This window comes from Pseudomonas sp. EpS/L25, from assembly GCF_001512295.1.
Lineage (GTDB): Bacteria > Pseudomonadota > Gammaproteobacteria > Pseudomonadales > Pseudomonadaceae > Chryseomonas.
Genome location: NZ_LNUP01000002.1, coordinates 1004386 through 1016895, shown reverse-complemented (window position 1 = coordinate 1016895; position 12510 = coordinate 1004386). Strand labels below are relative to the sequence as shown.

General features: G+C 64.3%; 14 protein-coding genes. All 14 read right to left on the bottom strand.

The genetic code is table 11. The features are described 5' to 3' along the window. Positions 1 to 7: 7 nt before the first annotated feature. The 14 genes from fliL to rfbB all read right to left on the bottom strand — a co-directional run bounded on the left by fliL (position 8) and on the right by rfbB (position 12478). Complete coding sequence (gene fliL, locus AR540_RS05750; RefSeq protein ID WP_059226858.1) at positions 8 to 529, bottom strand: flagellar basal body-associated protein FliL; 522 nt, start codon at positions 527 to 529, stop codon at positions 8 to 10. 121 nt (positions 530 to 650) lie between these two features. After that, positions 651 to 1964: a flagellar hook-length control protein FliK gene (locus AR540_RS05745; protein WP_177339190.1), complete on the bottom strand. Its 1314-nt coding sequence runs from the start codon at positions 1962 to 1964 to the stop codon at positions 651 to 653. Between the two features lie 173 nt (positions 1965 to 2137). Next, on the bottom strand, positions 2138 to 2494 hold the full coding sequence (locus AR540_RS05740; protein WP_059226856.1) for an Hpt domain-containing protein: 357 nt from the start codon (positions 2492 to 2494) through the stop codon (positions 2138 to 2140). A gap of 44 nt (positions 2495 to 2538) precedes the next feature. Beyond that, a complete protein-coding gene (gene fliJ, locus AR540_RS05735) occupies positions 2539 to 2982 on the bottom strand; it encodes a flagellar export protein FliJ (protein WP_059226855.1) in 444 nt (147 codons plus the stop codon). Between the two features lie 6 nt (positions 2983 to 2988). Beyond that, on the bottom strand, positions 2989 to 4335 hold the full coding sequence (gene fliI, locus AR540_RS05730) for a flagellar protein export ATPase FliI (protein WP_059226854.1): 1347 nt from the start codon (positions 4333 to 4335) through the stop codon (positions 2989 to 2991). Continuing rightward, positions 4325 to 5101 carry a flagellar assembly protein FliH gene (gene fliH / locus AR540_RS05725; RefSeq protein ID WP_059226853.1) on the bottom strand — a complete coding sequence of 259 codons (777 nt, stop codon included), beginning with the start codon at positions 5099 to 5101 and terminating at the stop codon, positions 4325 to 4327. The genes fliI and fliH overlap by 11 nt, the downstream gene beginning before the upstream one ends. A gap of 240 nt (positions 5102 to 5341) precedes the next feature. Then, the gene (gene fliG, locus AR540_RS05720) at positions 5342 to 6352 is read right to left on the bottom strand and encodes a flagellar motor switch protein FliG (protein ID WP_059226852.1); all 1011 of its coding nucleotides are present in this window, start codon (positions 6350 to 6352) and stop codon (positions 5342 to 5344) included. Beyond that, complete coding sequence (gene fliF / locus AR540_RS05715) at positions 6339 to 8153, bottom strand: flagellar basal-body MS-ring/collar protein FliF (protein WP_059226851.1); 1815 nt, start codon at positions 8151 to 8153, stop codon at positions 6339 to 6341. Before fliF ends, fliG begins: the two co-directional genes overlap by 14 nt. 14 nt (positions 8154 to 8167) lie before the next feature. Beyond that, the gene (fliE, locus tag AR540_RS05710) at positions 8168 to 8506 is read right to left on the bottom strand and encodes a flagellar hook-basal body complex protein FliE (protein ID WP_059226850.1); all 339 of its coding nucleotides are present in this window, start codon (positions 8504 to 8506) and stop codon (positions 8168 to 8170) included. A gap of 144 nt (positions 8507 to 8650) precedes the next feature. After that, positions 8651 to 8953, bottom strand: a complete 303-nt coding sequence (locus AR540_RS05705) for a ComEA family DNA-binding protein (RefSeq protein WP_059226849.1) — start codon at positions 8951 to 8953, stop codon at positions 8651 to 8653. Between the two features lie 59 nt (positions 8954 to 9012). Next, positions 9013 to 9927, bottom strand: a complete 915-nt coding sequence (gene rfbD / locus AR540_RS05700; protein ID WP_059226848.1) for a dTDP-4-dehydrorhamnose reductase — start codon at positions 9925 to 9927, stop codon at positions 9013 to 9015. Further along, the gene (rfbC, locus tag AR540_RS05695; RefSeq protein ID WP_059226847.1) at positions 9924 to 10460 is read right to left on the bottom strand and encodes a dTDP-4-dehydrorhamnose 3,5-epimerase; all 537 of its coding nucleotides are present in this window, start codon (positions 10458 to 10460) and stop codon (positions 9924 to 9926) included. The genes rfbD and rfbC overlap by 4 nt, the downstream gene beginning before the upstream one ends. Next, on the bottom strand, positions 10460 to 11341 hold the full coding sequence (gene rfbA / locus AR540_RS05690) for a glucose-1-phosphate thymidylyltransferase RfbA (RefSeq protein ID WP_059226846.1): 882 nt from the start codon (positions 11339 to 11341) through the stop codon (positions 10460 to 10462). Before rfbA ends, rfbC begins: the two co-directional genes overlap by 1 nt. A gap of 72 nt (positions 11342 to 11413) precedes the next feature. Beyond that, positions 11414 to 12478, bottom strand: coding sequence for a dTDP-glucose 4,6-dehydratase (gene rfbB / locus AR540_RS05685; RefSeq protein WP_059226845.1), 1065 nt, complete (start codon positions 12476 to 12478; stop codon positions 11414 to 11416). Positions 12479 to 12510 lie beyond the last annotated feature (32 nt).

Sequence of the window (12510 nt, the reverse complement as noted above, 5' to 3'; positions counted from 1 at the left end):
GCGGTACCTATTGCAGGACGAGATTGGTGAACAGTACCTGTTCGATAACGGTCTGGCCGGTCAGTTTCTTCGCCAGCTCCTGAACCTTGCTGGTCGCCTGCTGGCGTAGCATCTCCTTGCCCACCGGGGTGACCAGACTAGCGAAGTCCTGGCCGGAAAACAGCATGACCAACTGGTTGCGTACCTGCGGCAGTTGCGCCTTGAGCGCATCCATCTGCGCCTGGTCGCGCCCCATCAGGGTCACCGTCACCTGCATGTAGCGCTGCCGCCCCTCGGCGTTGTAGTTGACCACGAAGGCCGGCAGCAACGGCTGGTAGACCGCCGCCAGGTGCACCGGCGCCGCAGGTGCGGCCGCCGCGGCGTGCTCGGGCTCGGCGCTCTTCTTGCCGAGCAGGAACCAGGTCGCCCCCACCGAGGCGCCGATCACCAGCAGCAGGGCCACGACGATGATGATGATGAGTTTGAGCTTGCCCTTGCCCTTGCCTTCCGCGGCTGCACCCTCTGCCGCAGGCGCCTGCTTCTTCGCCATATACGCTCGACCGACCCTTGTCCGGAGCGCCACCCTTGCCGGGCAGCGCGGCTAACTTATTGATGCGAAGGGGATATAGCAGGTGCAGCCGAGGCTGTCACCTGCCGGCCGGTGGCCGCCATCACGCGTAGTAGTCGACCAGGCTGCGCGCAGCCAGGGTCGCGGAGCCACGGGTTTCGCCGACGCTCGCCAGCGGCTCCTCCTCGCCACCGCTCGCCGCATCCCCGCGGCCACGGCGTGAACCATCGCTCTGGCCGCCCTGTTGCGACTGCTGCCAGGCCTGCCCGGAGGATTGGTCGGAGACGTTCACGTTGGCCAGATTCATGCCCTGCTGGGCGAAGAGTTCCCGCAGCCGCTGGCTGCCATTGTCCAGGGCCTCGCGCACATCCGCATGGGGACTGGCGAAGGTCACCTGGGTCTGGTCCTGGGTCATGTCGATGCGTACCTCCAGCTTGCCCAATTGCGCCGGCTCCATCTGGATGTCGGCGGTCTTGAGGTTCTGGCTGGACATCCACATAACCTTGTCGACCACGGCCTCGCTGAAGTTGCCGGCCTGGGGATTGAGCGCCTGGCCGGGAACGGTGGCGCTGACGGGGCGAGCGGTCTGCGCCGGCGTGCTCAGCGATTGCGACAGCGCGGTGAGCTTGTCGGCGAAGGCATCCGCCTTGCTCGGGACCGCCGCATCCTTGGCATCCCCCTGCTCCAGCGTCGCGGCCAGGGACGCCGCGGCGGCCTGGTCCGCACCAGGCGGCGGAGCGGACGGGTCCGGCACCAGGGTATTGAGTTGCGCCGCCAGGTTGTTGGCGGTGGTGGCCGCCTTGTTGGCATCCCCCTGTCCCTGCTGCGGAGCCTGGCCAAGCAGCTGCGCCAGACCCTCGTCCTGGATCGCGGTGTCACCGGGCTTGGCGGCACCGGGCAGCGCCGCGCTCGGCAGGCCCGTGGCGGATGTCTGGGTCCCCAGGGCTGTCGCCGCGCCAAGAATGGCAGCCGGATCGAGTGCCTGGGAGGTGGTCGCGGTGGTCTGGGTGGCTGCCGTCGGGGTGCTCGTCGCCACCGGAGTCGTCGGGACGGGGGTCACGGCCGGGGTCGGGAACTGGCCAGTCATGCCGAGCAGGAACAGTGGATCCAGCTGCGTGGCGCCTGGCTCCTGGCTGTCCTGCTCCTGGGCGACCGGCAAGGTCTTGCCGTCGCCGTCGGCAGCGGTTGCCGGCTGCTCATCAGTCTTTGCCGCCGGGTCCGTCGGCTTGGCATCGGCGGCACGGTCATCGTCGGCGGAGCGCTTCGCCCGATCATCCCCCTCGCGCGCCCGCGCCGGCTCGTTCTTGCGCGCCTGGCTGGTGGACCTGGTGTCGCCGGTATCGCGCGGCTTCTCGCTGCGAGCCGCTTCGCGCGGCTGTTCCTGGGCGAAGACGTCGGCGAAACGCTCCGACGCCACGGAGCGATCCTGGACAGGAGGAGTCTTGACCACGGGCCTTCCGGCGGTGGCGGACGAAGTCGCGGTATTCAGTAGAAAATCGGGCACGACGGCCATGGAATGCTCCGAATGACGGGTTTTCCGATACCTAGCAAGTTACGCGCCAGCTGCAAACGCCAGCGCTTTGACGAGGCTCAGGTCGCGTAGCGCTGACGTTCGACCTTGAAGAGGATGCGGACGATGGCGAACTCGCGCTCGATCGCCGCCAGCCCCATGGCCAGCTCGGCCGTCGAGGCACGGCGGCGGGCGCCCTCCTCCACGTCCTTGCACAGTTGCGCCAGGGGACCAGCGCCCATGTTGCCCGCGCTGCCCTTGAAGCTATGGGCCAGCTGGCGAACCTGCTCGGCGTCGCCACCGATCACGCTGCGCTTGAGCGCCGCGATACGCTCGTCGCAGTCGGCGAGGAAGGTGTCGATAAGTCCGACGTACTCCTCCTCCATGCAATCGCGCAGGGTGGCGAGCGTGTCCGGATCGAGATGAGTGGAAAACATCAGGGTCTCACTGAGCGGAGGACGAGGAGCGCGAACGGCCCCTTCTAAAGATAGGCCGAGCGCGCGCGTTGAGCGTACTCGTCCATCTGTTTCTGTTCGCGCTTGTCTTCCACCACCCGCTGTTCCTGCCGATAGCGCTCGACCAGCTTGCGCAAGCCTTCCAGGCGCGCATAACGTTCCTGCCATTGGGTGCGAGCCTTGGCCACCACGTCGCGATGCCACTGGGCATTGCGCTCCTGCTGGCCGATGGCTTCTTCCAACTGGCTGAGAAAGCGTTGATAGCCGATCAGCCACTGACCGGTGACGCCGCGGCTGCCATTGACCACCAGGCGCTGCTGGTAGTCCTCGCGGTAGCGCTGCAACTCACCAAGCTTGAATTCGGCCTGGGCCAGCTGCTGCTGGCACTGCCCCAGGCGCTGGGCCGCGTCGCGCTCCTCGCGCTCGCTCATGTCCACCACGGGTGCCAGGCGTTCAGCTCTGCCTTTCATGATCTATCAGCCTCCCAACACAGCTTGAAGATTGGCGGCGCTCTGTTCCAACGACTCGCTTTCGCGCAACCCCTGGCGCAGGAACTGCTGCATGGGGGCGTAGCGGGCGATCGCCAGATCGGTTTCGGCATTACCACCGGGCACATAGGCACCGACGCTGATCAGGTCCTTGGTCTGCTGGTAGAGCGACCAGAGCTGCTTGACGCGCTGGGCGCTGCGCAGATGTTCGGGACTGACCACCTGGGGCATGACCCGGCTGATGGACGCCTCGATGTCGATGGCGGGATAGTGCCCCTCCTCGGCCAGCCTGCGCGACAGCACGAAGTGACCATCCAGCACACCCCGCGCCGAGTCGGCGATGGGGTCCTGCTGGTCGTCGCCTTCCGACAATACAGTATAGAACGCCGTGATCGAACCCCCACCCTTTTCGGCGTTGCCGGCCCGCTCCACCAGCCGCGGCAGCTTGGCGAACACCGATGGCGGATAACCCTTGGTGGCCGGCGGCTCGCCGATGGCCAGGGCGATCTCGCGCTGGGCCTGGGCATAGCGGGTCAGGGAATCCATCAGCAGCAGGACGTTCTTGCCCTTGTCGCGAAAGTATTCGGCGATCCGGGTGCAGTACATGGCCGCCCGCAGGCGCAGCAGCGGTGCATCGTCCGCTGGCGAGGCCACGACCACCGCGCGCTTGATGCCCTCCTCGCCGAGGATGTGCTCGATGAATTCCTTCACCTCGCGACCCCGCTCGCCGATCAGCCCGACCACGATGATCTCGGCCTTGGTCAGGCGGGTCATCATGCCGAGCAGCACGCTCTTGCCGACACCGGTACCGGCGAACAGGCCAAGGCGCTGACCGCGCCCCACCGTCAACAAACCGTTGATGCTGCGAATGCCCACGTCCAGCGGTTCGGAAATGGGTTCGCGCTTGAGCGGGTTGATGGTCGGCCCATCCATCGGCACCCAGTCTTCGGCGCGCATGCGGCCCTTGCCGTCCAGGGCATTGCCCAGGCCATCCAGCACACGACCGAGCATGGACATGCCCATCGGCAGGCGCCCGGTGTCCGGCACGGGCACCACCCGGGCCCCCGGCGCTATGCCTGCCAGACTGCCCACCGGCATGAGAAAGGTCTTGTCGCCATTGAAGCCCATCACCTCGGCCTCGACCTCCACCGGTTGGTAGCCGCCACCATTGATCAGGCGGCAACGACTGCCCACGGCCGCGCGCAGGCCTTCGGCTTCCAGGGTCAGGCCGACCATGCGCAGCAGGCGGCCTTCGATCACCGGCTGCTGCTCGACCCGGATGGCTTCTTCATAGCCGCCCAGGCGCCGTTCGAAACTCAAGCGGTCAAGACGCATGGGGCGGCTCCTGGATATCGATGTGCAAGTCGGGGTCCTGGGGCTGGGTGGCCTGCTGCCGCTGCTGTTCGGCCAGCTGCGTCAGCGCCTGCGCGAGACGGGTCTCGATACTGGCATCGATGACGCTGCTCTCGGTCTCGATCCGGCAACCGCCGGGCATGAGCGCCTCGTCTTCGAGGATGCGCCATTTTTCCTCGTGCCGATCCCGCAAGGCCTTCATCAGCTCGAAGTCCTGGGGGCTGACGTGGATACGGATGTTCTCGGCGCCCATCGGCAGAAGTTTGAGCGAGGTCCGTACTACCTGCGCGAGCTGGCTGGAATCGAGCTTGAGTTCACGCTGGATGACTTCGCGGACGATGTGACGCACCAGCTGGACCATCCCCGCTTCCAGGGCCTGGTCCTGTTCGCCGATGGGATCGAGCAGATGCCCCATCAGGGTTTCCAGACTGGCCAGTCGGGTCCCCAGGGCGGCTTCGACTTCCTGGCGCGCCTTGAGCTGCCCGGCATGATAGCCATCGCGCTCGCCGGTCACGAAGCCCTCGTTATAGGCCTCCTGGCGGATCGCCTCCAGTTCTTCGAGGGTGATCGGCTGGACTTCCTCGACCGGCACCTCCTCGATCGAGGCCTCCGGTTGCGGCTCCGGTTCGGGGGCGGGCGCAGGCGTCTGCGCAGGCTCGTCGAAGCTGTCGAAGGCCGGCAGTCGCCAGACGTCGAAGGCCTCCAGGTCCCGCGCCCTGATCAGTTCGCTCGCCGATTCTTTGCTCATCACCTATCCGTCAGAAAACCGCTACTGACAGGGCATTAGCAAAGCACAGGCCAACCCCTGAGAACCTGTTCAAAGTCTGCTGCGCGTCGGCCAAACGGCGTTGAAAATGGCTTCGGAATGCTCATTTACTACCTGTAAACCCGAGCGCGGGTCCGATCCGCTTCCTCAGCTATTTTCGTGGGGCCGCCTAGGCCTTGTTTGTCTCTAGCTCGCGAGACGTTGAAAAGGCCCTGAGAAGGGTCAGACCATTTCCTCGCCACCCTTGCCGCCCAGCACGATCTCGCCAGCATCGGCCATGCGCCGGGCGACCGCCAGAACTTCCTTCTGCGCCCCTTCCACCTCGGACAGCCGGACCGGCCCCTTGGCTTCCAGATCGTCGCGCAGCAGCTCGGCCGCGCGCTTGGACATATTGCGGAAGAACTTCTCCCTGATGCCCTCGTCGGCGCCCTTCAGCGCCAGCACCAGGACATCGGAGGACACTTCGCGCAGCAGTGCCTGGATGCCGCGGTCGTCCACGTCCGAGAGGTTGTCGAAGACGAACATCAGGTCCTCGATCTGCCCCGACAGGTCCTGGTCCGCATCGCGGATCGCGTCCATGAGCGGCCCTTCGACCGAGCTGTCCAGGTAGTTCATGATGTCGGCCGCGCGCTTGACGCCGCCGAGAGCCGTACGGGTGGTACTGGCGCTGCCGGAGAACTGCTTCTCCAGGATCAGGTTCAGCTCCTTCAGGGCCGCCGGCTGTACGGTGTTCAGCGACGAGACGCGCAGCACGATGTCGAGACGCACCTTGTGATCGAAGTGGCTGAGCACCTCGGCCGCCTGGTCGGGATCGAGGTAGGCCACCACGATGGCCTGGATCTGCGGGTGCTCGTAGCGGATCACGTCCGCCACCGCCCGCGGTTCCATCCACTTCAGGCTGTCCAGGCCGCTGGTATTGCCGCCCAGCAGGATCCGGTCGATCAGGCCACTGGCCTTGTCCTCGCCCAGCGCCTGGGTGAGCATCTTGCGGATGTAGCCATCGGCGCCGACGCCCAGGCTGGTCTGGTCGCCGACCACCTCTATGAAATCGCCCAGCACCCGCTCGACCTGCTCGCGGTTGACGTTGCGCATCTGCGCCATGGCCGTGCCGACCTTCTGCACTTCCTTGGGCCCCATGTGCCGAAGGATCTGCGCGGCATCGGCTTCGCCCAGCGACAGGAGGAAGATGGCGGCCTTCTCGACCTTGGAGAGTTGCGCTTCATTCGTCGCCATTGATCCAATCCTTCACTACCTGGGCTACACGGCCCGGATCATCGTTGACCAGTTGCTTGATGGCCGTCAGCTGGGCGTCGTAGCCCTCGCTCGGGCTCGGCAGCAGCAGCGGTGCCGGTCCCCCCAGGCTCACCTTGTCGTCGGCCAGATCGTCCGACAGGCCATCCAGGCCACCAGCACCCAGGGCGCCGGCACCACCGGCAGCGGCCAGCGCGGCGGCGTCCTTGGCATTGCCACCGGACAGGTTCTTCAGCACCGGCCGCAGTACCCCAAAGACTAGCACCAGGATGAACAGCACACCCAGCGCCTGCTTCACCACGCCCCAGAACCACGACTGCTGGTAGAAGGGAATGCTTTCGATCTCTTCCGGCTGCACCGGCGCGAAGGGCGCATTGATCACGCTCACGCTGTCACCACGGCTGGCGTCGAAGCCTACGGCGTCCTGCACCAGGCGGGTGAAGCGAGCCAGGTCTTCGGTGGACCAGGGCGTATGGGTCAGCTTGCCAGCCGCATCGACCTTGACCTGGTCATCCAGCACCACCGCGACGGAAAGCCGACGCAGGCGGCCCTGCTGCTGACGGGTATAGCTGATGCTGCGGTCCAGCTCGTAGTTGCGGGTGTTCTGCTCACGCTTGTCGGTCGGGTACGGCAGGGTGGCCGGGAGATTGGTCTTGCTGTCGTAGATGTACTGGTCGTTGGCATCCCGCAGCGGCTGGCCCGGCGCGATGTAGTTCGCTCCACCACCGGCAGCCCCGGCATTGGCCCGCTCTGGAGTGCTGGAGGGACCGGGCGGCTGGTTGGACAGCGCACCGGGCACGCCCTGGGCACCGCCGCCGGACGTCTGGCGTTGCTCACTGTTCTGCTGCTCACTGCGCAGCGCCGGCTGGTCGGGGTTGAACTGCTCGGAGGTCGACTCGACCGCGTTGAAGTCGACGTCTGCCGCCACTTCGGCCTTGAAGCGACCGCTGCCCACTACCGGCTGCATAATGTTCTGCACGCGCTGGGTCAGGGAGCCTTCCATCTTGCGGGTGTAGTCCAGCTGCTTGCCGGCGATGGACAGCTCGGACATGTTCTGCTGGTCGGACAGCAACTGGCCTTTCTGGTCGACGATGGTGACCTGGGACTTGTCCAGCTCCGGCACGCTGGTGGCGACCAGGTTGATGATGGCCATGACCTGGCCGGCATCCAGAGTACGGCCAGGGTACATTTCCACCAGCACGGACGCGCTCGGCTTGCGTTCGTCACGAACGAACACGGAGCTTTTCGGAATCGCCAGGTGTACCCGGGCACCCTTGATGTTGTTCAGGCTGGAAATGGTGCGGGCCAGTTCGCCCTCGAGGCCGCGTCGGTAATTCGCCGCTTCCATGAACTGGCTGGTGCCCAGCGGCTGCTCCTTGTCCAGCAGCTCGAAGCCGACGTTACCATCGGAGGCGGTGATGCCGGCAGCCGCCATCTTCATGCGCGCACGCCCCAGGTCATCGGCCTTGACCAGCAAGGCGCCGGAGTTCGGGTCGACCTTGTAGCCGATGTCGGCAGCGCCCAGGGCCTGCAGGACCTGGTTGGCGTCCAGGCCGTTCATGCTGGTGTACAGCGGCCGATAGTCAGGCTGCTGGGTCCAGAGCACCACAGCGAAACCCAGGGCGACACTGGCCGCCAGACCGATGAGCAGGCCCAGTTGGCGCAGCAGCGGCATCTCGGACAGGTTGTCGAGAAAGCTCAGGCCCAGCAGCGGCTTCTTGGCTTTGTCCTCGGCCTCGGGTTTGGCGGTGGGGACGGGAGCGTTGGTAAGAGCGTCAGCCATGATCTAGACCGTCCTCAAATCGACATTTGCATGATGTCTTGGTACGCCTGCACGAACTTGTTGCGTACCTGGGTCAAGGCCTGCACGGAAACGCTGGCCTTCTGCGAAGCGATCATGACTTGAGTGAGGTCGACACCGCCCTGTCCCAGTTCGAAGGCCTTGGCCATCTCGCTGGCGGTCTGCTGGGTCTCGGCAACGGAGCCCACGGCCTTGCTGAGCATGTCGGCGAAGCTCGGGCCCTGGACCTGTTCGGTGCTGGCGGGTGCAGCCACGGCTTTCGACCGGGCCATGGCCTCGGTCTGCATGGAACGCATTTCCAGCATCAACCGATTGAACTCGACACCTTGAACCATTTGCTCTGCTCCTCTGGTACGGGAAATTGACGCCGTACCCGCTCGTGCCAGAGATAGAGCAATGCCTGTGCCAGAACTTAGAATTCCAGCTAAAACAAGAAGTTGAGTATTCCCTAAGAAAAGCCGATTAAAGTTCGACAGGAATCAGTCGACGGTCAGCAGCGCACGATTGCGTTGCAGGAGGCCCTTGCCGATTCCCTTGACCTCGAGCAACTCGTCCACCGAAGCGAAGGCGCCGTGGACCTGACGATGATCGACGATGGCCTGGGCCTTGACCGCACCGATACCACTCAAGCGCTGCAGCTCGGTGACATCGGCGACATTGATGTTCAGCGGTGCCTGCACGGCACTGGCGGATGGCTTGGCGTGACCGCCGACGGCAGGCTCGCAGGCATAGGCCTGGGACTGCAGGACAACGAGAAAGAAGAGGATCCAGACGAATCTCATAGGGGAACCTCCCTGTTCCACCGTGAAATGCGAAAAGCTTATCGCGCTCCGTCAGGCTGTCAACTGACCAAGGATCCGGCGCGCTCGCGCTCGGTCTTGAGCGCGGCCAGGGTCTGCCGCACCCCCTGTCGCCAGTCGCTCGGCGCGATGCCGAAGGCGCTCTGCAGCGCGCTCGAATCCAACATCGAATAGGCGGGCCGCATGGCCAGGGTGGGAAACTCGGAGGTGGTGATCCCGGTGATGAGGGGTGCGCGCTGCAGCATGCCGACTTCCTGACCGGCATCGATGATGTACCGCGCGAAGTCGCACCAGCTCAATCCGCTGTCGCCGGCGTAATGGTAGAGCCCATAGGCCGCCTGCGCAGGACCTGCCTGGATCTGGCCAGCGATCTCCAGCAGCGCATCGGCGATGTGACCGGCATAGGTCGGGCAGCCGACCTGGTCGCCGACCACGCGCAGTTCGTCGCGATCGGCGGCCAGGCGCAGCATGGTCTTGAGGAAGTTGTTGCAGTGCTCGCTGAAGACCCAGGCCGTTCGCAGGATCACGGCCCGCGGGCACGCCGAGAGGATGCGATTCTCACCCTCCAGCTTGGTCATCCCATAGACCCCGGCGGGACTGACCGGGTCGCTCACCTGGTAGGGCTGGGTGGCCGTCCCGTCGAACACGTAGTCGGTGGACAAGTGCAACAGGGCGATACCGGCTGCACCACAGGCCTGCGCCAGGACCGCGGGGCCTTCGATGTTGCCGCGCGCGGCAATCTCCGGCTCCTGCTCGGCCTTGTCGACCGCCGTATAGGCGGCCGCGTTGACCACGACGTCTGGAGCGAATCGCTCGAGATGGCTGGTTACCGAGCCTTCGTCAGCGATGTCCAGAGTGGCACGTCCATGGGCCTCCCATGCCAGTTCTGAACGCTGAAGACGATCGGTCAGACAACGCCCGACCTGACCGTTCGCGCCGGTAACCAGTATCTTCATCTATACAGCTCCGCCAATCGAAGTCCTTGTGCATCTTTGGCGGACAGGATGGGATCCGTTACCCGCCAGTCGATATTCAGATCCGGATCATTCCAGATCAAAGACCCTTCATCAGAGGGATCGTAATAATCTGTGCACTTGTATTCAAAATCAGCGGTTTCGGACAGCACCACGAAGCCGTGGGCCAGGCCCGGCGGTATCCAGAGCTGGCGCTTGTTGTCTTCCGAGAGGATCTCGGCGACCACGTTGCCGAAGGTGGGTGAGCCGCGACGGATGTCGACGGCCACGTCCAGCACCTCGCCGCGCACGACGCGCACCAGCTTGCCTTGCGGCTTGCTGCGCTGGAAATGCAGACCGCGCAGCACGTTCCTGGCGGAACGCGAGTGGTTGTCCTGCACGAACGGCAGGGTGATCCCCGCCTGCTGGGCATAGCGCTCCGCCTGAAAGGACTCCAGGAAGAAGCCGCGGTCGTCACCGAAGACCTTGGGTTCGATCAGCTTGACGTCCGGGATCGCGGTTTCGAAGACCTGCATCAGTCCTGCTCCTTGCACAGCCGCGCCAGGTACTGGCCATAACCAGTCTTGCTCAGGGCTTCGGCCTGCAGCGCCATCTGCTCGCAGGTGATCCAACCTTTCTGGAAGGCGATCTCTTCGAGGCAAGCGACCTTCAGACCCTGGCGCTTCTCGATGGTCTGCACGAAATGCCCGGCTTCCAGCAGGGCATCGTGGGTACCGGTATCCAGCCAGGCGAAACCACGACCCAGCAAGGAGACGTTCAGCGAGCCGCGACGCAGGTACTCGTTGTTGACGTCGGTGATTTCCAGCTCGCCCCGGGGCGATGGCTTGATGTTGGCGGCGATGTCCAGCACGTCGTTGTCGTAGAAATACAGACCGGTGACGGCATAGTTGGATTTCGGCTTCTTGGGCTTCTCTTCGATGCTCAGGGCCTTGCCCTGTTCGTCGAACTCGACCACGCCGAAACGCTCGGGATCGGCGACGTAGTAGCCGAAGACGGTGGCGCCCTTCTCCACGCTCGCCGCCTTGAGCAGTGTCTCGCTGAAGTGCTGGCCGTAGAAGATGTTGTCGCCCAGCACCAGGCAGACGTTGTCATCGCCGACGAATTCGCGACCGATGATGAAAGCCTGGGCGAGGCCGTCCGGGCTGGGCTGCTCGGCATAGCTCAGTTGCATGCCGAAGTGGCTGCCGTCGCCCAGCATGCGCTGGAAGCCGGGCAGGTCGGCTGGTGTCGAGATGATCAGGACTTCCTGGATACCGGCCAGCATCAGCACGGACAACGGATAGTAGATCATGGGTTTGTCGTAGATCGGCAGTGACTGCTTGGACACACCCAGGGTAATGGGGTGCAAACGAGTACCGGAGCCACCGGCCAGCAGGATTCCCTTGTATTTGCTCATGGCAATCGTCCTCTGAAAATTGACTGTTGCTGTCGGTCGGACACGCCCTGGAGCCTGTCCGCGCCAGGATCGTTAAACGGCTTCGCCGAGGCGCTCGAGGCGATAGGCACCGGACAGTACCCGCTGCCACCACTCACGATTGTTCAGGTACCAGGTGACGGTCTTGCGCATGCCGGTCTCGAAGGTCTCTTCCGGCGTCCAACCCAGCTCGCGACCGATCTTGCTGGCATCGATGGCGTATCTCATGTCGTGGCCGGGACGATCCTTGACGAAGGTGATGAGGTCGCGATAACGCTCCACACCCGCCGGCTTCTCGGGTGCCAGCTCTTCGAGCAGGTCACAGATGGTCTCGACGACCTGCAGGTTGCGCTTCTCGTTGTGACCACCGATGTTGTAGGTCTCACCGACCTCGCCCTGGGTCACTACTGTGTAGAGGGCACGGGCATGGTCTTCGACGAACAGCCAGTCACGCACCTGGGAACCGTCGCCATAGACCGGCAGCGGCTTGCCATGGATGGCATTGAGAATGACGTGGGGAATCAGCTTCTCGGGGAAGTGATAGGGACCGTAGTTGTTCGAGCAGTTGGTCACCAGCACCGGGAGACCGTAGGTCCGGCCCCAGGCGCGCACCAGGTGGTCGCTGCCGGCCTTGCTGGCCGAATAGGGCGAGCTCGGCGCATAGGGGGTGGTCTCGGTGAAGAGGTCGTCGGTGCCGTGCAGGTCGCCATAGACTTCATCGGTGGAGATGTGGTGGAAACGGAAGGCCGCCTTGGCCTCCGGCTCCAGGCCGTTCCAGTAGGCGCGGGTGACTTCCAGCATCACGCCGGTGCCGACGACGTTGGTCTGGATGAAGTCGGCAGGCCCCTCGATGGAACGATCCACATGGGACTCGGCAGCCAGGTGCATCACCACGTCGGGCTGGAAGGTGGCGAATACCTTCTGCAGGGCGCCGAAGTCGCAGATATCCACCTGGTGAAACTCATAGCGCTCGGACGCCGCGACGTCTGCCAGCGAATCCACGTTACCGGCGTAGGTCAGCTTGTCGACGTTGGCGACCTTGCATGGGGTTTCGTTGATAAGAAAACGTACTACGGCGGAACCAATGAAACCCGCGCCACCCGTTACCAGTACCTTCATCCTGAATCCTGCCTATATCGATTTGCACATCA

Bases quoted from the DNA above. Each gene is read 5' to 3' on its own strand.
- fliL (WP_059226858.1), bottom strand. From the start codon at position 529: ATGGCGAAGAAGCAGGCGCCTGCGGCAGAGGGTGCAGCCGCGGAAGGC.
- AR540_RS05740 (WP_059226856.1), bottom strand. From the start codon at position 2,494: ATGTTTTCCACTCATCTCGATCCGGACACGCTCGCCACCCTGCGCGAT.
- fliJ (WP_059226855.1), bottom strand. From the start codon at position 2,982: ATGAAAGGCAGAGCTGAACGCCTGGCACCCGTGGTGGACATGAGCGAG.
- fliI (WP_059226854.1), bottom strand. From the start codon at position 4,335: ATGCGTCTTGACCGCTTGAGTTTCGAACGGCGCCTGGGCGGCTATGAA.
- fliH (WP_059226853.1), bottom strand. From the start codon at position 5,101: ATGAGCAAAGAATCGGCGAGCGAACTGATCAGGGCGCGGGACCTGGAG.
- fliG (WP_059226852.1), bottom strand. From the start codon at position 6,352: ATGGCGACGAATGAAGCGCAACTCTCCAAGGTCGAGAAGGCCGCCATC.
- fliF (WP_059226851.1), bottom strand. From the start codon at position 8,153: ATGGCTGACGCTCTTACCAACGCTCCCGTCCCCACCGCCAAACCCGAG.
- fliE (WP_059226850.1), bottom strand. From the start codon at position 8,506: ATGGTTCAAGGTGTCGAGTTCAATCGGTTGATGCTGGAAATGCGTTCC.
- AR540_RS05705 (WP_059226849.1), bottom strand. From the start codon at position 8,953: ATGAGATTCGTCTGGATCCTCTTCTTTCTCGTTGTCCTGCAGTCCCAG.
- rfbD (WP_059226848.1), bottom strand. From the start codon at position 9,927: ATGAAGATACTGGTTACCGGCGCGAACGGTCAGGTCGGGCGTTGTCTG.
- rfbC (WP_059226847.1), bottom strand. From the start codon at position 10,460: ATGCAGGTCTTCGAAACCGCGATCCCGGACGTCAAGCTGATCGAACCC.
- rfbA (WP_059226846.1), bottom strand. From the start codon at position 11,341: ATGAGCAAATACAAGGGAATCCTGCTGGCCGGTGGCTCCGGTACTCGT.
- rfbB (WP_059226845.1), bottom strand. From the start codon at position 12,478: ATGAAGGTACTGGTAACGGGTGGCGCGGGTTTCATTGGTTCCGCCGTA.